The organism is Streptomyces sp. CB02366, from assembly GCF_001905905.1.
Classification (GTDB): domain Bacteria; phylum Actinomycetota; class Actinomycetes; order Streptomycetales; family Streptomycetaceae; genus Streptomyces.
In genome coordinates, this window is the sequence record NZ_LIVT01000003.1 from 1123762 (window position 1) to 1143613 (window position 19852).

At 69.4% G+C, this 19852-nt stretch carries 18 protein-coding genes, 1 tRNA gene and 1 pseudogene; 7 read left to right on the forward strand and 13 right to left on the reverse strand.

Going from position 1 to position 19852, the window contains the following annotated elements:
* Positions 1–148: 148 nt before the first annotated feature.
* Entirely contained in the window at positions 149–2560 is a 2412-nt protein-coding gene (locus AMK24_RS13640) for a PA14 domain-containing protein (RefSeq protein WP_073768462.1), read from the forward strand.
* Between the two features lie 216 nt (positions 2561–2776).
* Here AMK24_RS13640 and AMK24_RS13645 read toward each other — a convergent pair whose 3' ends face one another.
* On the reverse strand, positions 2777–3175 hold the full coding sequence (locus tag AMK24_RS13645) for a VOC family protein (RefSeq protein WP_073768464.1): 399 nt from the start codon (positions 3173–3175) through the stop codon (positions 2777–2779).
* On the reverse strand, positions 3172–3672 hold the full coding sequence (locus AMK24_RS13650; RefSeq protein WP_073768466.1) for a cupin domain-containing protein: 501 nt from the start codon (positions 3670–3672) through the stop codon (positions 3172–3174). The genes AMK24_RS13645 and AMK24_RS13650 overlap by 4 nt, the downstream gene beginning before the upstream one ends.
* 194 nt (positions 3673–3866) lie before the next feature.
* Here AMK24_RS13650 and AMK24_RS13655 point away from each other — a divergent pair, with 194 nt between their 5' ends.
* On the forward strand, positions 3867–4397 hold the full coding sequence (locus AMK24_RS13655; protein ID WP_338012693.1) for a MarR family winged helix-turn-helix transcriptional regulator: 531 nt from the start codon (positions 3867–3869) through the stop codon (positions 4395–4397).
* 353 nt (positions 4398–4750) lie between these two features.
* Here the strand turns inward: AMK24_RS13655 and AMK24_RS13660 are convergent, their stop codons facing one another.
* From AMK24_RS13660 to AMK24_RS13670, 3 genes and pseudogenes are all read right to left on the reverse strand, one after another.
* Positions 4751–5668: an alpha/beta hydrolase gene (locus tag AMK24_RS13660; protein ID WP_073768470.1), complete on the reverse strand. Its 918-nt coding sequence runs from the start codon at positions 5666–5668 to the stop codon at positions 4751–4753.
* Between the two features lie 392 nt (positions 5669–6060).
* Positions 6061–6195: pseudogene (locus tag AMK24_RS35425) on the reverse strand (TIGR02391 family protein); the annotation flags it as partial.
* A gap of 337 nt (positions 6196–6532) precedes the next feature.
* Entirely contained in the window at positions 6533–7675 is a 1143-nt protein-coding gene (locus AMK24_RS13670) for an FAD-dependent monooxygenase (RefSeq protein WP_073768474.1), read from the reverse strand.
* 175 nt (positions 7676–7850) lie between these two features.
* On the opposite strand from AMK24_RS13670, the gene AMK24_RS13675 reads away from it, so the two are divergent.
* The gene (locus AMK24_RS13675) at positions 7851–8186 is read left to right on the forward strand and encodes an ArsR/SmtB family transcription factor (RefSeq protein WP_073768476.1); all 336 of its coding nucleotides are present in this window, start codon (positions 7851–7853) and stop codon (positions 8184–8186) included.
* Positions 8187–8372: 186 nt separating this feature from the next.
* Here the strand turns inward: AMK24_RS13675 and AMK24_RS13680 are convergent, their stop codons facing one another.
* The 3 genes from AMK24_RS13680 to AMK24_RS13690 all read right to left on the reverse strand — a co-directional run bounded on the left by AMK24_RS13680 (position 8373) and on the right by AMK24_RS13690 (position 10254).
* Positions 8373–9125, reverse strand: coding sequence for an IS5/IS1182 family transposase (locus tag AMK24_RS13680; protein ID WP_073768478.1), 753 nt, complete (start codon positions 9123–9125; stop codon positions 8373–8375).
* A 482-nt stretch (positions 9126–9607) separates the two neighbouring features.
* Positions 9608–10009 carry a DNA-binding protein gene (locus tag AMK24_RS13685; protein WP_073768480.1) on the reverse strand — a complete coding sequence of 134 codons (402 nt, stop codon included), beginning with the start codon at positions 10007–10009 and terminating at the stop codon, positions 9608–9610.
* Positions 10006–10254: a type II toxin-antitoxin system CcdA family antitoxin gene (locus AMK24_RS13690; protein WP_073768482.1), complete on the reverse strand. Its 249-nt coding sequence runs from the start codon at positions 10252–10254 to the stop codon at positions 10006–10008. The genes AMK24_RS13685 and AMK24_RS13690 overlap by 4 nt, the downstream gene beginning before the upstream one ends.
* A gap of 167 nt (positions 10255–10421) precedes the next feature.
* On the opposite strand from AMK24_RS13690, the gene AMK24_RS13695 reads away from it, so the two are divergent.
* Both AMK24_RS13695 and AMK24_RS13700 read left to right on the forward strand, forming a co-directional pair.
* Positions 10422–11639, forward strand: a complete 1218-nt coding sequence (locus tag AMK24_RS13695; RefSeq protein WP_073768484.1) for a Shedu anti-phage system protein SduA domain-containing protein — start codon at positions 10422–10424, stop codon at positions 11637–11639.
* Positions 11636–11962, forward strand: coding sequence for a hypothetical protein (locus tag AMK24_RS13700; protein ID WP_073768486.1), 327 nt, complete (start codon positions 11636–11638; stop codon positions 11960–11962). Before AMK24_RS13695 ends, AMK24_RS13700 begins: the two co-directional genes overlap by 4 nt.
* A gap of 65 nt (positions 11963–12027) precedes the next feature.
* On the opposite strand, the gene AMK24_RS13705 is transcribed toward AMK24_RS13700, so the two are convergent.
* A tRNA-Gly gene (locus AMK24_RS13705) sits at positions 12028–12098 on the reverse strand.
* Positions 12099–13092: 994 nt separating this feature from the next.
* On the opposite strand from AMK24_RS13705, the gene dcd reads away from it, so the two are divergent.
* Positions 13093–13668 (forward strand): dCTP deaminase, encoded by a 576-nt coding sequence (dcd, locus tag AMK24_RS13710; RefSeq protein WP_073768488.1) that lies wholly within the window; start codon positions 13093–13095, stop codon positions 13666–13668.
* A 6-nt stretch (positions 13669–13674) separates the two neighbouring features.
* Positions 13675–14175, forward strand: a complete 501-nt coding sequence (locus AMK24_RS13715) for a phosphoribosyltransferase (protein WP_073768490.1) — start codon at positions 13675–13677, stop codon at positions 14173–14175.
* A 92-nt stretch (positions 14176–14267) separates the two neighbouring features.
* On the opposite strand, the gene AMK24_RS13720 is transcribed toward AMK24_RS13715, so the two are convergent.
* The 4 genes from AMK24_RS13720 to AMK24_RS13735 form a co-directional block, all read right to left on the reverse strand.
* Positions 14268–15245, reverse strand: coding sequence for a Yip1 family protein (locus AMK24_RS13720; RefSeq protein WP_073768492.1), 978 nt, complete (start codon positions 15243–15245; stop codon positions 14268–14270).
* A gap of 118 nt (positions 15246–15363) precedes the next feature.
* The gene (locus AMK24_RS13725; RefSeq protein WP_073768494.1) at positions 15364–16497 is read right to left on the reverse strand and encodes an FG-GAP repeat domain-containing protein; all 1134 of its coding nucleotides are present in this window, start codon (positions 16495–16497) and stop codon (positions 15364–15366) included.
* A gap of 227 nt (positions 16498–16724) precedes the next feature.
* Positions 16725–18992 (reverse strand): (Fe-S)-binding protein, encoded by a 2268-nt coding sequence (locus AMK24_RS13730; protein ID WP_073768496.1) that lies wholly within the window; start codon positions 18990–18992, stop codon positions 16725–16727.
* Between the two features lie 94 nt (positions 18993–19086).
* Positions 19087–19749, reverse strand: coding sequence for a sugar transferase (locus AMK24_RS13735; RefSeq protein ID WP_073768498.1), 663 nt, complete (start codon positions 19747–19749; stop codon positions 19087–19089).
* Positions 19750–19852 lie beyond the last annotated feature (103 nt).

Below are 19852 nucleotides of genomic sequence, written 5' to 3' on the forward strand. Positions count from 1 at the left end.
GAGTCGGGTTCCGTCGGCGGGGGGCGGAGACCGTGCCCCCGGCGGCCGGCCGTCAGGGCTGAGACCCGTACAACCAACCGGCCCTCTCGTCCGTCTTGTTCGGCGACGTCTGATCGACGTAGGCCGCTGAACAGGACTGAAAGACTTGATGAACCCAGCCAGACGCATGACCGCCACCGCCCTGGTCCTGGCCACGGCAGGCGGAGTGCTCCACGCCGCCGCCGTACCCGCCTCCGCGGCGGTGAGCTGTGCTTCCCCCGTCTTCAAGCGGCAGTTCTTCGCGAACACGACGTTCTCGGGCACGCCGAAGAAGACGGACTGCGACTCCGCGATCAACCAGAACTGGGGCACGGGCGCACCCGCCCCCGGCATGCCGTCCAATCACTTCGGCGTGCGCTGGACGGTGACGCGCGACTTCGGCTCCGGCGGCCCCTTCACGTTCACGGCCTCCGCCCAGGACGGCATGCGGGTCTACCTCGACGGCGTCCGCAAGATCAACGCGTGGAAGAACGTCTCCGCCACCGTCAAGAAGACGGTCCACGTGACGATCCCCAAGGGCACGCACACCATCCGCTTCGACTTCGTCAACTGGACGGGTTCCGCCAAGGCCGGGTTCGCCTACACACCGCGCACCTCCGCCGCCCATGACAAGGTCAGGCCCCTCACCCCGACGGGGGCGGCGGTTTCGTACAACTCCACCACCGGCGCGGCCAAGCTCACCTGGACCGGGAACAGGGAGATGGACCTGGCGGGCTACCGGGTCTACCGGCGGCTGAAGGGCACGCCGTACGGAAGCAAGCCGCTCGCGACGACCACCGCCACGTCGTACACCGACAGCGCGCTGCCCAGGACCGGCGCGGCCTACTCCTACGAGGTGCGGGCCGTCGACAGGGCGGGCCACGCCTCCGGCGGCAGCACCGACGTGTCCGTCACCACCGTCGACAGGACGCCGCCCGCCGCGCCCTTCGTCGAATGGGACGCCTGCCCGGCCGGCCGGCCCTACGCGGCGCCGGAGCTGGTCACCACCGCGCAGAACGCCGCCGACATCGTCCGGTACGAGATGCAGCGGCTGGACGCCGCCACGAAGCGGTGGAGCACCGTCTACTCCGGGGCCGAGGGGGCGATCTGCGACACCGGCTACCGGGCCGACGGCAGCAAGGTCACCTACCGGGGCCGGGCCCGGGACGCCGCCGGGAACTGGTCGGCGTACTCGGCCGCCACGACGTTCACCACCCCCGACCTGACCCCGCCCGCCCCCGTCACGGGACTCCGCGCCGAGTACCGGTCGGGCGTTCCGCACCTGTTGTGGTCACCCGTCCCCGGGGCCGCCTCGTACCAGGTCCTCCAGTACGACCCGGCGACCGGCGGCTACACCGACGCCCGCCCCGCGGGAAGCCCCGGCGACCGGACCGACGTGGTGCCGCTCCAGACGGCCGCCGTCGCCGACGGCTACCGGTACGCGGTGCGCTCCCTGGACGCCGGTGGCAACGCCGCCGCGCCGGTGGAGATCACGCTGGAGATGGCCGACCGGCCGGAGGCGATCCCGGCGTTCAAGACCACTGCCAAGAGGTTCGACGAGGGCGTGATGGTCGCGTGGAGCAGCGTCGACCCGTGGACCCTCGACGAGCGGCGCCTTCCCACGTACAAGATCCTCCGTACCGACACCGCGACCGGCGAGACCGCCGTCGTGGACAAGTGCAAGCCGTTCACCTCGGTGGACCAGCCGCTGGCCGACCCGGACACGTACTGGACCTGGGCGGACGACGACGCCCCCCTCTCCGCCCGCAAGCAGGTCAACGGCGGCTGCTGGGACGTCCAGGGCGAGTCGGAGACGACGTACGAGTACCGGGTCGTGACGACCGACCGGTACGGGCGGGTGTCGCAGGCCGGCCCGCCCGCCACGGAGACCACCCCGGACACCCGGCGCCCCGCCCCGGTCCAGGACCTGACCGCGGAACGCGTCCCGCTCGGCGTCCGGCTGACCTGGACGCCGCCCGCCGACGCCGACGTCCGCGGCTACCACGTATGGCAGGGCGTCACCGACCCGGACAGCGGTGAGACGGTCTGGAAGGAGGACTGCTGGACCGGCAGCTCCCTGACCGCCACCGAGATCCTCTGCCCGACGGTCGCCGACGGCGCCGTCCACGTCTACAAGGTGGCGGCCACGGACGACCGGCTCCTGCACGACGACGATCCGCTCGACGTCCTCCACCCCGCCGAGGTCTCCGTCACCCTGCCCGACACCCGGCCGCCGGGCTGGACGGGAACCGACGTCCGGCAGGGCCAGTACCCCCAGCTGTACGTCGGCTGCTCCGAGAGCTCCGGACTCGGGGACTGCTCCCGGCTCGCGAGGTACCGCGTGGAGCGCTGGGATCCCGTCACGGCCGCCTACGTCACCCTGACGGAGGGCGCGACGGGTGACGCGACGTCCTTCCTGGACACCACGGTGCACGAGGACCGGCTCGGCCTGTACTACTACCGCGTCGTACGGCTCGACGCCTCGGGCGCCGAGGCCGTGACGCGGTCGACGGCGTACGGCATCTGGGACACCTGGCTCTGACCGGACGGGGGAGCGGAACCGAAATCCCTTCGTCCCCCCTCCCCCCTTCCTCTCCCCTCTCCCCTCTCCCCTTTTCCCCTCTTTCCTCCTTCCCCGCCGCGCGACGAAAGGGGCGACCGGCCGCGGGACTTCGAACCGGAGGCGTGACCGGGACTCCTGAGCGAGGGGCCGGACTGTCCGCCGACCCTGGCGCCCGGGGGCGGCACCGGACGCCGTTCACGACCAGGTGCGTGAGCACAGCACGAGGCGGTAGCCGTCCGGGTCGGTGACCGTCGCTCCATGCTCGTCCCAGTACGGGTTGTGAGCCGGAACCCGGGTGCCGCCGGCCTCCGTGAGGCGGTGGATCAGGGCGGGGTCCACCGGCTTTCCGAGGTAGACCACGAACAGGTCGTCCACCGTCGGGGTCGGCTCCAGGGGGTGGTCCGGGTCGTGCGTCAGCTCGAAGTGCCAGGCGCCCCCGTCAGGGCCGAGCATCAGCAGGTCGTGCTCGCCCGGCACGCGCTCGGCCGTCCGCCACAGCACGCTCAGCCCCAGGCCCTCGGTGTAGAACCGTTCCGCGGCGGCGAGGTCCCGCGAGGGCCGTGCCACCCGGATCGTGGTCGTGGCGTCGATCACGCGGAACGCTCCAGGGCGGCACGCCAGACCGGGCTGTCGACGTAGTGGTTGTCGAAGCGCTCCGAGGACTCGGCGATCTCCTTCGGGTCCGCCTCACCGCGCATCACCCGGCCCAGCAGCCGCAGATAGTCGAACCTGCCCATGCCGGGGGTGAAGACGAAGAGGACGTCCGCTTCACGGCCCGGAGCGGCTGCGAAGGCGTGCGGGGTGTGGGGAGGCACCGCCAGGAAGTCCCCCTCCTCCAGGACGGTGACCTCCTCGCCCACCAGAACCTGGAGTGCTCCGCTGATCACGAAGAACAGTTCGGTCGCCCGGGTGTGGAAGTGGGCCGGCGCCCCTACGGCGCCCTCGGCGAAGGTGGACCGGTAGCTCGTGACGCCGCCCGCCGTGCCGTCCGAGTCGGCCAGCAGGGTCATCACACTGCTCGGGTCGGCACAGGTCTCGGCTTCCGCGTGGCGGGTCAGCACGGCTGCCGGGGGCGTCTGGGATACGGGCATGGGAGGTGTCTCCTCGTTCTTGATCATGATGCTGGGAGGGCAGGAGGCCGGCTCACGGGCTGTCACCGGCTTTGCGGCGGCCCCCGGTGGCGAGTGCGGCCATGGGGAGCTCATGTCGTTCAACCTTGATAATCTCAACATTGAGATAAAAACACCCCGCCTCTCTCAGTGTCAAGTATCTTTACGTTGAGAAGATGAGCATAGAGAGGAGTGCGGCGATGAGCGACGCCGTGGACACGATCATCAGCCAGTGGGCCGAGGAGCGCCCCGATCTGGTGGAGGACCTCTGGCCGGTGGAACTCCTCGCCCGGATCCAGCGGTTGGGACGGGTGGTCGACAAGTCCGCCAAGGCCGCTGCCGCCGCCCACGGAGTGGAACACGGCGAGTTCGACGTGCTCACCACGCTGCAGCGCTCGGGGCCGCCCTACGCCCTCACCGCCGGAACCTTCCTCAAGGCGTCCATGGTGACCTCCGGCGCGATCACCAACCGCATCGACAGGATGGAGGCGAAGGGCCTGGTCGAGCGGGTGCGCGACGACGACGACCGGCGCACCGTCAAGATCCGCCTCACGGAACGCGGACACGAGGTCACCCGGGCCGCCTTCGCCGACCACCTGGCGAACTACGCCCGACTGCTCGCCGACGTGGACCGCGACCTGGTCGCGAACACCGCCGAGGGCCTGCGGCAGGTACTGGAGGCCCTCGGCGACACCACCGCCAAGTGACGGACATCCCGCCCTCCGCCCAGAAGCCGTTCGGGGATCGGCGGAGCTCTATGACGCGAAGGTGACGCGACGGGGGGCGGTCCGGCACGACTCCGGACCGCACCCGTTTGCGCAACTACCCCATGCGCCCGGTTCCCGACGGCGCGAGTGCCGCTCTCCCAGCGGTCGACTCAGGAGGTGTTGAGGGTGGTCCTGTCGACCTGGCGAGCGAGCACGCTCTTCCTGGCGGCTGGCAAGCTAAAGGTTGTTGCAGAAGGAGAGCAGAGACCGCGGAGCACTTCACCGCCAGCGTCACGAGCACCCGCGAAAGTGGGCGAACCGACGCTCGTGAGGACTCGGATCATGGCGGGTAATCAGCGTTCGTCCAGTTCTGCAACAACCTTTAGGCCCTGTTGCATCGACGTCGCTTGAGCCAACTCGGCCAAGAGCGCAGCGAAGAGGTGCGGGCGGCTGAAGTATCCGACGTGTGACGCGGCCAGCGTGCGGACGTCGAACGGGTTCTCCGGGGTCAGTTCGTCCGCCTTGCGGATCATGTAATCCTGGACGGCCGGGGGGATGCTCAGGTCTTTGGTGAGGCGCACGAAGGTGTGCGGGATCGCACCCCATTGCGCGGCCCGGGCCACCGCGCCCTCTTCGAACACCGCGTAGTTCTCGTCCGGGTCCATCGAGTCGAGCAGCATCCGGAACTGGTGGTCGGTGGAGTCGGCCATGATGGCGGTCTTGAGTTGCGCGAACAGCGCGGGGTCGGCGTGCGCGGCGCGCCAGTTCAGCCGTACCACTCCCTGATGTGCGGTGCCCGGCACGGTGATGCGTGCCGCTGCGGCATCCAGCACGTTGTCGTCGAGTACGTCCCACTCCTCGGTGACCATCGCTGGGTCGCTGAGGCAGACCGCGGAGAGGTAGACGACGCGGTCGAGGAGTTCGGGCACGGCGTTCGCGACGGCGGTGACGGTGAGGCCGCCGAAGCTGTTGCCCGCCAGGACCAGGGGCCCGGACGGGGCGAGCCGATGCAGGACGTTCACCACATGGCGCACATTGTCCTGCAACGTGATGCCTTGCATTGCGGAGGAGGCCGCGGCCAGAGCCGCCAGGTCCTGCGGTTGCTCGTAGTAGGCGGCCGGGTGGCTGGCGCGGTCGCCGTGGCCGGGCAGATCGACGGCGTACGAACGGTACCCGTGCAGGGCCAGCTCGTTCTGCAGCGGCCCCCAGGCACGGGCGTTGCTGGACCCTCCGGGAACGAAGACGAAGGTGGGGCGTGCGGTGGTACGCATGAAGGAATCCTTGTCATCCTGAGACGAACGGTGCGGAGTCGGATGACCAGGTGCCGACGGAATGCTCGGGTCAGCACCGAATCAGGGACACCGAACGGATGCGCAGGGACTGCCAATTGATGAGGACCGAGTGCATGATCGAGACCATAGGCCTCGTCCCGACGCTCCACCACCGAATTGCCGACCGCTCGTGGGGAGCCGTGTTGCCTCCCACCCCCGAACACATGGAAGGGCCGGCGCCCCGGGCGGGTGGTCTTACGGCTGAGCGGGTGTGAAGACCGGAGCCTTGGTGGATCGAGGTGCAATCCCGTCCGAGCGGTTCCAGGAGGCACTGTTGTCGTAGGGGAATGCGCCCGCGTCGTCCGAGTTCCCCTCCAGGGCTGGAGCAAGGTGGTTCCGCTCGCGTCGCGGCGGTCGGCTTTGTTCTGGGCCTCTGTGTTTACCTTCTTCACGGCTACGGTGACCGCCTCGCGGTAGTGTCCGCTGGCCCCCAGCGAGCCGGCCCCGCCCCACACCCACGGGTGCAGGGTGGATGCGCTGAATTACGGTGCGTTGCCACCAGGCTTCCCGCGGACCGCCGCACCCCGCTCCAGAGTCGCGGCGGCGCGCTGTGCGGCCTCCCGGTGCTGGCACCACTCTTGTGCGAGTCAGGCACTGAGCCTTTTCCAACCTCAGGTTGAGGCGTGACGAAGGGCGGGGATCGTCTTCACGATGGCGGTGACTCGGTTGGTGCTACAGCGGAGTTTCCGCCGGGGGCGCCAGCCCTTCAGGGCGGCCATGGCTTGCTCGCATGGCGGCGCCGACCCGGTTGGGAGCTACAGGGGAGCTGCGCACCGGCCGGTGAGCGGTCGGTGCGGGCTCGGTCTACCGGTTCGCGGCTTCGCGAGTGGCGCTCCAGTGCGTGCGGCTGACCGCGCGGCCCACCGTATTGCGCACTGCGAGGCCCGGCCGGGTGCGGGGCACCATGAGCCTGGAGAGCAGACCGACGCGTCGCTGCCGTGGGCCTACCTCGCGGCGGAGACGGGACTCGTAGGCAGCGAAGGCGCGGGCGTGGTCACCGGGTTGGGCGGCGAGCTCTTCCGCGAGGGCGTACGCGCCCGCCATCGCCATGCTGGACCCGTCGCCCAGCAGGGCTGTCGCCGCCGCCGCGTCCCCGAGCAGGACGACCCGTCCGCGGGACCACGAGGGCATCCGGAGGGTGGTCAGGGGGTCGAAGAACGGGGCCGGGTGGTCGAGGAAGGCCGCCACGAGTTCCGGTGCCCGCCACCCCACGCCGGCGTAGGCGTCGGCCACGGTCTGCTTGTGAAGGGCGATGTTCTTGCGGTCGTGGGGCGCCAGCCGTGCGGCCCGGAAGGTGAAGATCGCAAGCGGAGTGGTCCGCGAGGGATGGAGGACCAGCATCCGGTTCGGCACGGTCAGCATCGTCATCTCACTCGGGTCCTCGACGGCGTCGGGTTCCAGCGGCACGGTCGCGCCGTACAGGCCCAGGTCGCTCGCGAACTGCCGCTCGGGTCCGAATACCAGGCGCCGTACGGTGGAGTGCATCCCGTCGGCACCGACTACCAAGTCGAAGCGCCGTGGCGCGGACCTACGGAAGGTGACGTCCACCCCGCCTTCGTCCTGGTCGAGAGCGGTGACCGTGTCGTCGAACAAGAACTCGGCCTCGGTCTGCGCTGACCGGTGGAGCACCTCGGACAGGTCGGCTCGGGTCACCTCGACCGTCGGCGCCTTGTCCGAGGTGAGCGGGAGCTGCAGGATTCGCCTGCCGCCGGGGTCGAGCAGGGTCAGTGACCGATTGCGGGTGGCGAGCCCGCGCAGCTGCGGGAGGATGCCCATGCGGTCGGCGACCGGGATCGCGGGCCCCTTCACGACGACCGCGCTGCCACCGGAACGCAGCTGCCGGGCATGTTCGACGACCGTTGGCCGGTAGCCGTTCCGGGAGAGCCAGTATGCGAGCGCGGGCCCTGCGATTCCGGCACCGACTATCAGCACCTCGGGCTTCTTCATGACGATGACCTCTCGGAGTGTCGAGGATGACCAGCTCCCCGGCGAGTGCCGGGGCCGGCTCCCAGAGCGCGGCGGGACGGGGCAGCGCAACCGGAACCAAGGTACGAAAAATTTCGTACCTCAGTGGAGCACATCCTTCAGGTACGATTCAAGTCGTACCTGAAGGAGGTGCCGCGTGGCCGGGAAGAACCTGGTCGGCCCGGAGGCCGATGCGCTCGATCTGGGGACGGTGTTTCGCGCCCTCGCAGACGAGCACCGTCGTTCGGTGATGACGGAGTTGGCTGCCGACCGCAGCGACAGCGAGCGGGGCTGCAACTCGTTCGATCTTCCGATCTCGAAGCAGACCCAGACCCACCACTTCCGGGTCCTGCGCCAGGCAGGTCTCATCGACGAGATCGACTACGGCAACCGCAAGGGCATCCGTCTACGGCGCGCAGACATCGAGGAGAGATTCCCCGGGCTGCTCACGCTCCTGGGCGCAGAGTCCCCGGGCGGTACTGCTCCTCGCTGAGCACAGCTGAGCACGCCGGAGGGGAGCCCGGGTTGAGCCGCGAGCTCGGCCGAATCCAGCCCGCGCCCGGCTCGCAGGTAGCTGGACACGACGCGGGCACAAACGGGATCGGTGTCGCTTCGACCACCGTCCCGCGCTCGTTATCGGCGCCGAACTCTTCCGCACACTGAGCCCTCTTCAACTTGATCAGCTGGTGAGTTCGAGAGTGACGATGGCACGGACGACGGTAGTGATCCTCGTGGTGCTGCAGCGCAGTTTGCGGAGTACTCGCCAGCACTTGAGGGTGGCGATGGAGCGTTCGCCGAGACTTCGGATCTTTGCGTGATCGCGGTTGTGGCGGCGGCGCCAGCCGCGCAGGTGCTTGCCCCGGATCGGGACGCGGACGGCGGGTCCGGCACCCTGGTATGCCTTGTCCGCCCAGCACTTGATGCCGTCGGCGGCGAGGGCGGCGGGGATGCCGTGGGTGCGGGCCGCGGTCAGATCGTGGACGGCGCCGGGCAGGGCGTCCGAGACCCAGAGCAGTCGTCCGGCCGGGTCGGCGAGGACCTGCACGTTCATCCCGTGATGCTTCTTCTTTCCCGAGTAGTACGGGCGGTCGGCCGCAACACGGTCGACCGGCACAAGTGTGCCGTCGAGGATCACGTACGCCTTCCTGCGGATGGTGTGCATGGCCTGCTCCAGTGTCGGGGCAAGGGTGGCCAGGAGGCCGACGGCCTCGCGTATGTAGCGGTAGACCGTCGCGATCCCAACCTGGAAGCCGGCGGCGAGGCGGTTGTAGGTGTCGCCGCAGCGTAGGTGGGCGAGTACGAGCAGAGCCTGCCGGCCGCAGCTCAGGCGGCGCCAACGAGAACCGATCCGGCGTCGGTGACCTGCCAGCAGACCGGAGAGACAACGCAGGGTACGGCTGGACAGATCGATGGCAGACGGGTAGACAAGCACACAAGCTCCTGGCGGATGCGGTGATCTTGGTCGTGAACCCGTCTACCAGGAGCTTTCTTCATGTCCGCCGCCGGGGCCCGCAGCTCAACCACCCGTCAGGTTGAAAGGGGCTCATTGTGAGCGGTCGCTTCGTACGCGAGAGTAGAGCCCACTGCCGAGGGACAAACCTGATGCCCCGCCAGGTAAGTTGTGGCACGCGAATGGCACGCGAACCCAAAACGGTCTAGACAACAAGGAAGCCCCAGGTCTATGACCTGGGGCTTTGCGCTGGAGCGGGTGACGAGAATCGAACTCGCGCTCTGAGCTTGGGAATCAGCGGTGCTTGGGCCTATGGAAGGGTTCTGACCTGTGGTTTCGGGCTGGTCAGGTGGATGGCCCCTCGGACTCTGGGAGCCGTATCTGACCGCTGTTGTCCGCTCTGCTGGGCACGGATGGGGCACGAGAATTCCTAGTGCGACGCGTGCTCCGGACGGGCGGACTGCTCAGAGGGGGATGATGCGGACTTGGTTGCCGCAGAGCTGGGTCATGTCGTCGCTGTCGGAGGTCAGGAGGGCGACGGGCTTCGTCTGGCGGAGTGCGACCTCGGCGACCGTGGCGTCAATGGCGTACTTGTGTCCGTGCAGTCCGGCGCCTTTGAGAAGCTCAGCTGCCGCTTTCGCCGCCTGTTCGGTGACGGGCTCCACCTTGACGCGGGACAGGGCCCAGTTCAGGCGAGGCATGTTGGTGCGGGAGTGGGTTACTTCCACGATGGTGTTGGCCCCGATGACCAGGTCGGCTCCCATGTCGTGGAAGACCTGAAGCATCGCGAGGAGCTTGCGGTTCTGCGCGATCCAGGCGGAGAGCCCTTCCGAATCCAGGACGACGGTCTCGACACGCTCGCTCACGCGGCGTCCGCGCCTTTGGAGGTGTCGGCGGAGCCGAAGATCTTAGCGCGGGCCTCGGCGAGCTCCTCGTCGCTGAAGGGTCCGTGCTCCTCCTCGTGACGGCGAAGGTCGTCGCCCAGGAGTTGGTGCCGGATCTGGCGGGCTACGGCTTCCGCTACGTAGCCGGAGACGTTGTCCGTGAGCTTGCGGAGCTCTGCCACCTGGTCGCTGGGGAGCGTGACGGTGATGCGAGTCGTCGAAGACATGCATCCAGCATACTGGAGTATGCGTGTAACGCCTCTGCTTCTGCTTTGGCCGAGAGCGGGGAGTGCCCCGGGAGCGTCCCACCCTGCGGAGACTCGTCTGATCGAGCGGGTCCGGCCGCGATCTACTGCACCCGGTCGTTGTCAGTGCCTCCTTCTAAGGTCACCGTATGACGACTTTCCGTTCTGGGTTCACGCTCTGGCAGATGGTCAGCGGGGCACGGGAGCTCACTGAGCATTCGAGCGTGCTGGATCGCATCGATGCAGTACTGCGCGTCATGGGTCCTGCCTTCGGTGGGACCGGGTACGGCAAGGGCAGGCCTCTGGTGAACGCCTTGGAAGATGTCGCCCAAGAATCGCTCCTGGTCGGAGACTTTGCTCTCGCGCAGCGGTTTCAGCGCTTTGCTGCCTACGCCGGTGGTGAGCTGTTCCTCGAAATCCTGGAGAACTACTACGACGAGGGAGCTCGGCGGCGTAGCGAGGAAGGCATGCGCAGGCTAGTGGCCATGGGCGCCGATCGAGCGGTGGCCGTTTTGGGCGCTCTCTCCGAGGACAACCCGGAGGCGACGGTAGCCGATGCACGGGACCTCTTTCGCGGTATAGCCCTGTCCGTGGACCACTTGGGCCTCGGCGCGGGGGAGGGTGGGATTCGGCTTCCCACTCGAGAGAGGAGGAGGCTCCAGCAATACGGGCACATGGAGCTTGTCCTGAGGAGCCTGCCGCGACCGGCCTTGGCCGAGGCGGCGCGGATGCTGGGCGATTTTCTCGCGGATGCCGACGCGGGGTTGCTGGCTCAGTTGCTGGAGTTGAAGGCCCGACGAGCGGGTCTCGACGCTCTGCGTGCTGTCGTGGATGACGGGACGAGCTCGGAGAGCGCCCTCCACGCCCGTCTGAAGAATCAGGAGTGGATTTTCGGCGGTGCCTACGTGGCAGAGCTGGCACGCCGGCAGTACACCGCGGACACGATTCTGGATATCCCGCTTCTGCGGGGTGACGGGTCCCTTCACGTGGTGGAACTCAAGCGTGCCAACATCAAGGACCTGGTGATTCGCCGCAGCGGCCACCTCATGTTGGGCGCCGCGGCACACCATGCTGTGTCGCAGGCTCAAAACTACCTTCGCACCATGGATGAGAGCCGCGAGGCCATCCTGGCGGATCACGGAGTCGATACCCGTAGAGCCTCGGCAACGATTGTGATCGGGCATCCGCGATTCGTCACTGGTGGCATTACCCCCAAGGAGATCGCGGAGACACTCCGCACCTACAACACACACGCGGCACGCATTGAAGTGATCACGTACGAAACCCTGCTGGAGTCAGCAGCCCGGATGCTAGCCCTCGCGTCGGCACAGCAGGATCCTGACCAGCCCGAGGAGCCCACTGCATGACCGAAGACGAACAGCCTGCGATCGAGCAGCTATTGGCCCGCCTGTGCGGGGGCGCGATTACAGGAAAGGACTACGTCGGCTACTTCCTCAACGAGCACGGAGAGGAACTCGTCTTCGCCCAGCGCCGGGGAGAGAAGACCGCCCGGTTCTGGCACAGCGACGCCGACTGGCAGATGTTCCGCGTCAGCGACCACTCAGTACGGGTCGGCAGTGTGATGGACGGAGTGATCACCGTCGGAGACTTGATCATAAATCGCCATGAGGCGACGTGGCTTTCCTCGTGCCTTGCTGCCTCCCGCCACCTACGCCAGAAGCACGGCTGACACGCGGCTCGGGGGACGGGTAACAACGAAGCTCCCAGGTCTCTGACCTGGGAGCTTGTTTCAAGAGCGGGTGACGAGAATCGAACTCGCGCTCTGAGCTTGGGAAGCTCATGTTCTACCATTAAACTACACCCGCGAAGCATGCCGATCACCGGCGCTGCATCGTTCCACACTCTACCCCATGTCAGGCCCCCGGCGAATGAGCCGTGGGGCCTCCGTGTTGTGCGCCCGGCGGGGAGGGGGAGGTGTACGGGGGTGTGAGGGACGGGAGTTGAAGGCGTAGCGTGGGCAGTCGGAGTGCCGGGTGCAGTGGCGTCCCGTTGATCCCCTAATGTGGCTTTCTCGTCCGTATGCGGTTGGGGAAGGGACTTGATGGATTCGATGGAGCGCACCGTCGTCCGCTGTGCCGAAGGACATGTTTTCGCTACCTCGTCGTTCCCGATGCAGCAGCTCGGGACCGGCCGGATCGGGCCCGGGCGGTTGATCCGGTGTCCCCGGTGCGCGCGCTTGCGGCAGGCCGTGCCGGTGGTGTTCGAGAAGCGGTAGCAGCCTCCGGGCAAGGGGCGAAGAGCGGTAGCGGCGGCCGGACGGAAGTCGGGCGGCGGCCGTGTACGGGCCGTGGCGTGCGGGAAACCGGCGCCACGGCCTTTTGCGGAAGCCGACCCGCGGAAGCCCCCCTGGCCCGCCCGACGAAACCACCTGCCGGGAGACCCGGGCCCTGGGCCCCGGGTGCCGGCTCGCCGGGAGCCGCCCGCCGTCGGACCTGCCCGCCACCGGGCCGCTGAAAGCCGGCTGCCCACAAACCTGCCCCCCGCCGCCCCAGGACTCAGCCCCCCCCGGAGCCCCCGCCCTCGGCCCTGGAAGGCGTGCTCGCTGGAGAGCCCCGCCACCATGGCGCCCCCGGAGGCATACGCGTACAGGGGAGGCGTGCGTACAGGAAGGGGGTGTACGTGTACAGGAAGGGGGTGTACGTGTACAGGAAGGGCCGTACGCGTGCAGGAAGGGGTGTGCGGCACGGGGGCGGGGCCCGGCGGCGGAGGTCAGCGGCGCCGTCCTGGCCGGGGGTGGCGCGCGGCACGTGCGGGTGGTCCGGTTGGGGTGGGGTCGTGCGTTCTGCGTATCCTCGGGACGTGCTTCTCTCAGACAAGGACATCCGGGCCGAGATCGACGCCGGCCGAGTCCGCATCGATCCGTACGACCCTTCGATGGTGCAGCCGTCGAGCATCGACGTGCGGCTGGACCGCTACTTCCGGGTGTTCGAGAACCACCGGTACCCGCACATCGACCCGGCCGTCGAGCAGTCCGATCTGACCCGCACGGTCGAGCCGGAGGGCGACGAGGCGTTCATCCTGCACCCCGGGGAGTTCGTGCTGGCGTCCACGTACGAGGTGATCTCGCTCCCCGACGACCTGGCCTCGCGCCTCGAGGGCAAGAGTTCGCTGGGGCGGCTCGGTCTGGTGACGCACTCGACCGCGGGGTTCATCGACCCCGGGTTCTCCGGACACGTGACCCTGGAGCTCTCGAACCTCGCCACGCTGCCGATAAAGCTGTGGCCGGGGATGAAGATCGGGCAGCTGTGCATGTTCCGGCTGACCTCGCCCTCCGAGTTCCCGTACGGCTCCGAGCGGTACGAGTCGCGGTACCAGGGCCAGCGGGGGCCCACGGCCTCGCGGTCGTTCCAGAACTTCCATCGGACCCAGGTGTGATCGATCATGGCTAGTGACGTGCGGGAAAACCTCAGCTACGAGGGCTTCGGGCGGGCGGTGCGCGAGCTGGCGCAGGCCGTCGCCGACGACGGATACGAGCCCGATGTGGTGCTGAGCATCGCCCGGGGCGGCGTGTTCGTCGCCGGCGGGCTCGCCTACGCCCTCGACTGCAAGAACATCCACCTCGTCAACGTGGAGTTCTACACCGGGGTCGGGACCACCCTGGAGATGCCGGTCATGCTGGCGCCCGTCCCCAACGCGATCGACTTCTCCGACAAGAAGGTCCTGATCGCCGACGACGTGGCCGACACCGGCAAGACGCTCAAGCTCGTCCACGACTTCTGCGTCGACCACGTCGCCGAGGTCCGCAGCGCCGTCATCTACGAGAAGTCCCACTCCCTCGTGAAGTGCGAGTACGTGTGGAAGAAGACCGACCAGTGGATCAACTTCCCGTGGAGCGTCGAGAAGCCCGTCGTCCGGCGGGACGGGCAGGTTCTCGACGCCTAGGGCGTGTTTCGAAAGCAGCGCCGTCCGCCCGTGCGGAACGGTGAGGGGCCCGGAGCGCTCAGCGCTCCGGGCCCCTCACCGTCTTCACCGGGTCAGATCGTGCCCAGCTTGATGATCGACAGCAGGGCGACCAGCTGGATCGCCGACGCTCCCAGCGCCTTCGGCCACGGCAGGTCGTGCGACTTGGCGACCATCGACGTGAACAGCGCTCCGGCCGCCAGCCAGGTCAGCCAGCCCAGGATCTGGACCAGGGAGTTCTCGCCGCCCAGGAACACGGCGAAGACCAGGCGCGGGGCGTCCGTCATCGACATGATCAGCATCGACAGGCCCACCGTCGGCTGCCACGCCCCCGTGCCGCCGAGCTGGCGGGCCAGGGTGTGGGTCACCGCCCCGAGGACCAGGCCGCCGATGACGAAGCCGACGCCCGTGAACAGGACGTAGGGGATGGCCGTCGAGATCGTGGCGTTGATCGCCTCTTCGCGCGCCTGGTCGAAGCCGAACAGCGCGAGCAGTCCGTAGAGGAACGTGACGACCAGCGCCGGGCCCCAGACCGGGTAGTCCCGCATCTGCCAGAACGTCGGACCCGGGCGCGTCACGATGCCGCTCAGCAGCTCCTTCCAGCCCAGCCGGGGGCCCGCGGGCGCGGCGGGGGCGGAGCCGGCGTGGTAGGTGCTGCCGTCGCCGTACGGGTCCTCGTCGACGCGGAACGCCTGCGTGTGGCCCGGGTTGTTGGCGTACGGGTCGTGGGGCGCGGGGTCGGCGTAGGGGTCGCCGAAGTACTCCGGCTCACCGTGGCCGCCTCCGCCGTGGTGGCCGCCCTGAGCGTGCGGGGGCCGGCCGGGCCCGCCCTGCGGTCCCGGGCCCGGGTGGCCGCCCCCGTGGTACGGGGCGCCCTGCGGGGGTCCGTACGGCGGCGGCGCCGAACCGTTGCCGGGGGCGCCGGCGGTCGGCCACGGCTGAGCGCCGTACGGCGGCTGTGGTGCCTGCCCTCCGTACGGCTGCTGCCGCTGCTGCTGCGGTTGTTGCGGGGTGCGGTTGTCCCGGCCGCGTCCGATCCTGAATCCAGCCACCCGTCGAACGTACCTGGTCTCCGGGGTCCGGGGGGCGGGGCCGGGGAGGGCCGTCCGCCATTGCGGCCGAGCTGTGACATCCCCTAAGGGGTGAACCCGGGGCCGGGGGCGGGGGAGTTCAGGGGAGGAAGACCGCGGTGGAGAAGGTGACGAGGGGCTTGTCCGTGTTACCGGCCGGGTAGAGCGCGACCAGGTCCTGCTGGTCGCTCCGGTACGTCCGCACCACCGTGTCCGGCTTCCCGTCGCCGTCGTGGTCGCCGTGGCCCAGGAGGGCGGTGCGGGTGGCGCCCCTCGCCTTCAGCGGAGCGTGGGGGAGCTTCTCGGCCGTGAACGCGTAGGCGCCGCCCGGACGCGCCGGGCCCTGCGCCGAGCCGAGGAGGAGGGCGCCCCTGCCCGCCTGGCCGGGGGCGTGCGGGCGGGCCGCGGCGACCAGGTCGTCGTAGCCGTCCCCGTCCGTGTCGGACCGGGGCTCGGGGGCGTAGAGGTAAGCGCCCCCGTCGGGCAGCAGCTCCGCGCCGCGCGGGGCTCCGGAGCGGGTGAAGGGGCCGTGCAGGTAGGTGACCCGGCCGGCGCTGGCGGTGACCGCGAGGTCGGCTCCGCCGTCGCCGTCGAAGTCGCCGCAGACCGGCTGCTCGGGCCATTCGTTGCCGAACCGGGCCTGCTGCGGGATGCGGACGGTGACCGCCTTGCCGGTGAGGCCGGCCGGAGAGCCGAAGAGGATCTGGAGGGGGACGGGCGGGGCGCCGATGCCGTTGTACGGGGGGTCGGTGGAGACGATCAGGTCGGTGAAGCCGTCCCGGTCGAGGTCGCAGGCGGCCTCGGAGTCGAAGGCGGCGGGCAGGGTGTCGCCGGACTTCGCCGCGTTCGCCCGCGCGCTCAGCAGTTGCCGTACGGCGGGGTCCAGGGGGCGGCGGGGGTCGCCGGTGCCGTAGACGACGCCGATGCCCGCGTCGTCGCCGTGGCTGTCCTCGGGGGCCTTCACCAGGTCGTCGAGGACCAGGTCGCGGTGGCCGTCGCCGTTGAAGTCGTACGGGACGCTGCTGCCCTCGCCGCGGGGCACGGGTAGGCGGGCGGCGCCCGTGCGGGCCTGGGACCGCGGCGGGGTGTCGCCGTTCTTGCCGCCGGACGCGGGGGGCGGGCCCGAGCAGGCCGTGAGCGCGAGCAGCAGGGCCGTGCAGCCCGCGGCGAGGGAGGCCGCCGCCCTGCCGGGTATCGCGGTCTTCGGGTGCTCGGTGCGGGTGGGTGGGCGCACGGGTGCCTCGTCGTCGTTCGTCGTCCGGCGCCCACCGGTCGCGGGGCGGGTTCCCGGGCGGTCTCGGGCTTCTTCCGGGCACATGATGCTTCAGATGCGGCATTCCGTACATGCCCGGGCTCACACGCGGGGGCCGCCGCCGGAGGACGGTGGGGCGGCGGGCACGGAAAAGCGGCCGGTCCCGCCCCCGAGGCGGGTCCGGCCGCTCATCGCGGCGATGCTCTACGTCACTGTGCCGGTTCGGGCTCCGGCGCGTCCACCGCGTCCGCCTCGCCGGCCGGGTCGACCGGCGTCTTCACCGAGTCCAGCAGGAGCTGGGAGACGTCCACGACCTGGATCGACTCCTTGGCCTGGCCGTCGTTCTTCTTGCCGTTGACCGAGTCGGTCAGCATGACGAGGCAGAACGGGCAGGCGGTGGAGACGATGTCCGGGTTGAGGGCCAGGGCCTCGTCGACGCGCTCGTTGTTGATGCGCTTGCCGATCCGCTCCTCCATCCACATCCGGGCGCCGCCGGCGCCGCAGCAGAAGCCGCGCTCCTTGTGGCGGTGCATCTCCTCGTTCCGCAGCCCCGGGACCTTCGCGATGATCTCCCGCGGCGGGGTGTAGATCTTGTTGTGGCGGCCCAGGTAGCACGGGTCGTGGTACGTGATCAGGCCCTCGACCGGGGTCACCGGGATCAGCCTGCCCTCGTCGATGAGGTGCTGGAGCAGCTGCGTGTGGTGGATGACCTCGTACTCGCCGCCGAGCTGCGGGTACTCGTTGGCGATCGTGTTGAAGCAGTGCGGGCAGGTCGCGACGATCTTCTTCGACGACTTGGGCTTCTTCGTCGCCGCGTCCTCCTCGTCCTCGCCGTACGCCATGTTCAGCATGGCCACGTTCTCCTGGCCGAGCTGCTGGAACAGGGGCTCGTTGCCCAGGCGGCGGGCGGAGTCGCCGGTGCACTTCTCGTCGCCGCCCATGATCGCGAACTTGACGCCCGCGATGTGCAGCAGCTCCGCGAAGGCCTTGGTGGTCTTCTTGGCCCGGTCCTCCAGGGCGCCCGCGCAGCCGACCCAGTACAGGTACTCGACCTCGGTGAGGTCCTCGACGTCCTTGCCGACGATCGGGACCTCGAAGTCGACCTCCTTGGTCCACTCGACGCGCGCCTTCTTGGCGAGCCCCCAGGGGTTGCCCTTCTTCTCCAGGTTCTTGAGCATCGTGCCCGCCTCGGACGGGAACGAGGACTCGATCATCACCTGGTAGCGGCGCATGTCGACGATGTGGTCGATGTGCTCGATGTCGACCGGGCACTGCTCGACGCAGGCGCCGCAGGTGGTGCAGGACCACAGGACGTCCGGGTCGATGACGCCGTTCTCCTCGACGGTCCCGATCAGCGGGCGCTCGGCCTCGGCGAGGGCGGCGGCGGGGACGTCCTTGAGCTGCTCCTCGGTGGCCTTCTCCTCGCCCTCCATGGTCTTGCCGCCGCCGGCCAGCAGGTACGGGGCCTTGGCGTGCGCGTGGTCGCGCAGCGACATGATCAGGAGCTTCGGGGAGAGCGGCTTGCCGGTGTTCCAGGCGGGGCACTGCGACTGGCAGCGTCCGCACTCGGTGCAGGTGGAGAAGTCGAGGATGCCCTTCCAGGAGAACTGCTCGACCTGGGAGACGCCGAAGACCGCGTCCTCGGCGGGGTCCTCCCAGTCGATCTCCTTGCCGCCGGTCGTCATCGGCTGGAGCGCGCCGAGCGCGACCTCGCCGTCGGCGTTCCGCTTGAACCAGATGTTCGGGAAGCCGAGGAAGCGGTGCCAGGCGACGCCCATGTTGGTGTTGAGCCCGACGGTGATCGCCCAGATCATCGTCGTACCGAGCTTGATCATCGCGAACAGGTAGACCAGGTTCTGGAGCGTTCCGACGCTCAGTCCCTCGAAGGCCAGCACCAGGGGGTACGAGACGAAGTACGCGGGGCCGTAGCCGTCCACGTGGTGGAGCGCGCCCTCCAGCCCGCGGAGCATCAGGATCGCGGCGCCGATGACCAGGATGACGATCTCGACGAAGTACGCCTGGCCCATCTTGGAGCCGGTGAACCGCGACTTGCGGCCGGCCCGCGAGGGCAGGTTCAGCTGGCGGATCGCGATCAGCACGAGGATGCCGACGGTCGTGCCGAGCGCGATGAACTCGATGTACATCTCGTACGGCAGGAAGGTGCCGATGTACGGCAGCACCCAGTCGGCCTGGAACAGCTGACCGTACGCCGTGACGATCGTCAGGCCCAGGGTCAGGAAGCCGACCGCGACGAACCAGTGGGCGACGCCCACGATCCCCCAGCGGTTCATGCGGGTATGGCCGACGAACTCCTTGATCAAGGTGATCGTCCGCTGCTTGGGGTCGTCGGTGCGGCTGCCAGCCGGTACCGCCTGTCCGAGGCGGACGAAGCGGTAGATCTGCGCGACGGCTCGGGCGACGAGCGCAACGCCGACGACCGTCAGCACCAGCGACACGATGATCGCGGCGAGTTGCATGAGTGGGGCTCCTCGGGCCTGCGAGAGCGGGATCCAGTGGGGTACTGCCTACTACTAAGCAGTAACTTAATTAGTCTGTGCTGACACTATCCACTTAGTCCACCCCGCTGCAGCCGGGCGGGCGGTGATCTGTGTCGCTCAGGTGTGCCTTGGTCCGGCGCGGCACGGGGAGGGCCGTCCGCAGGCAGTCGCGGGCGGCTTCCGCCAGGATCGCCAGGTCGAGCACGACTCCATGGTGCTCTGCGTAGTGCTGGTCCAGCAGGGCGGGGTCGTTCCACGGCAGGCCCGAGCGGGCCCGTACCTGCGCCAGGCCGGTCAGCCCCGGGCGCAGTTCCCGCCGCCAGTGCCGGGCGCGGGGGCCCGCGTTCCGCGGGTCGCCGGGGGCGAGCGGGGCGGGGCCGACGAGGGCGAGGTCCCCGCGGACGACGTGGGGGAGCCGGGAGAGCACGTCCAGGCGGAACCGCCGCGTGCGGAGCGTGCGCAGGGCGAAGACCCGGCCGCCGAGGCCGGCGCGGGGGCGGTGGTCCCATGCGCCGCCCGGAGTGCGCCGCAGGGTCAGCGCGAGGGCGGCCACCGCCACGGCGGGGGCGGTCAGGGCCAGCAGCGCGGTGCCGAGGACCAGGTCCAGCGCGCGCTCGGCCGTCGCGCTCGGCGCGCGGGGGAGGAAGCGGTCCGCGATCCGTCCGGCCCGGTCGGCGAGGCCGGCCAGGTGTGCGGCGGCGCGGGAGGGGAAGCGGCTCCTCGCGGACCCGGACATCGCTCCGTACGGGTACGGGCGCCGGTGCGGCCGTGCGCTCCAGGGGCGCCCGCCCCTCGTGCCGCCCGCGTCCTGTGCGTACCGCGTCCTTCTCCTCTGCCGG

Bases quoted from the DNA above. Each gene is read 5' to 3' on its own strand.
- AMK24_RS13660 (WP_073768470.1), bottom strand. From the start codon at position 5,668: ATGCGTACCACCGCACGCCCCACCTTCGTCTTCGTTCCCGGAGGGTCC.
- AMK24_RS13730 (WP_073768496.1), bottom strand. From the start codon at position 18,992: ATGCAACTCGCCGCGATCATCGTGTCGCTGGTGCTGACGGTCGTCGGC.
- AMK24_RS13655 (WP_338012693.1), top strand. From the start codon at position 3,867: ATGAGCATAGAGAGGAGTGCGGCGATGAGCGACGCCGTGGACACGATC.
- AMK24_RS13690 (WP_073768482.1), bottom strand. From the start codon at position 10,254: ATGTCTTCGACGACTCGCATCACCGTCACGCTCCCCAGCGACCAGGTG.
- AMK24_RS13670 (WP_073768474.1), bottom strand. From the start codon at position 7,675: ATGAAGAAGCCCGAGGTGCTGATAGTCGGTGCCGGAATCGCAGGGCCC.
- AMK24_RS13735 (WP_073768498.1), bottom strand. From the start codon at position 19,749: ATGTCCGGGTCCGCGAGGAGCCGCTTCCCCTCCCGCGCCGCCGCACAC.
- AMK24_RS13640 (WP_073768462.1), top strand. From the start codon at position 149: ATGAACCCAGCCAGACGCATGACCGCCACCGCCCTGGTCCTGGCCACG.
- AMK24_RS13715 (WP_073768490.1), top strand. From the start codon at position 13,675: ATGGCTAGTGACGTGCGGGAAAACCTCAGCTACGAGGGCTTCGGGCGG.
- AMK24_RS13700 (WP_073768486.1), top strand. From the start codon at position 11,636: ATGACCGAAGACGAACAGCCTGCGATCGAGCAGCTATTGGCCCGCCTG.
- AMK24_RS13695 (WP_073768484.1), top strand. From the start codon at position 10,422: ATGACGACTTTCCGTTCTGGGTTCACGCTCTGGCAGATGGTCAGCGGG.
- AMK24_RS13650 (WP_073768466.1), bottom strand. From the start codon at position 3,672: ATGCCCGTATCCCAGACGCCCCCGGCAGCCGTGCTGACCCGCCACGCG.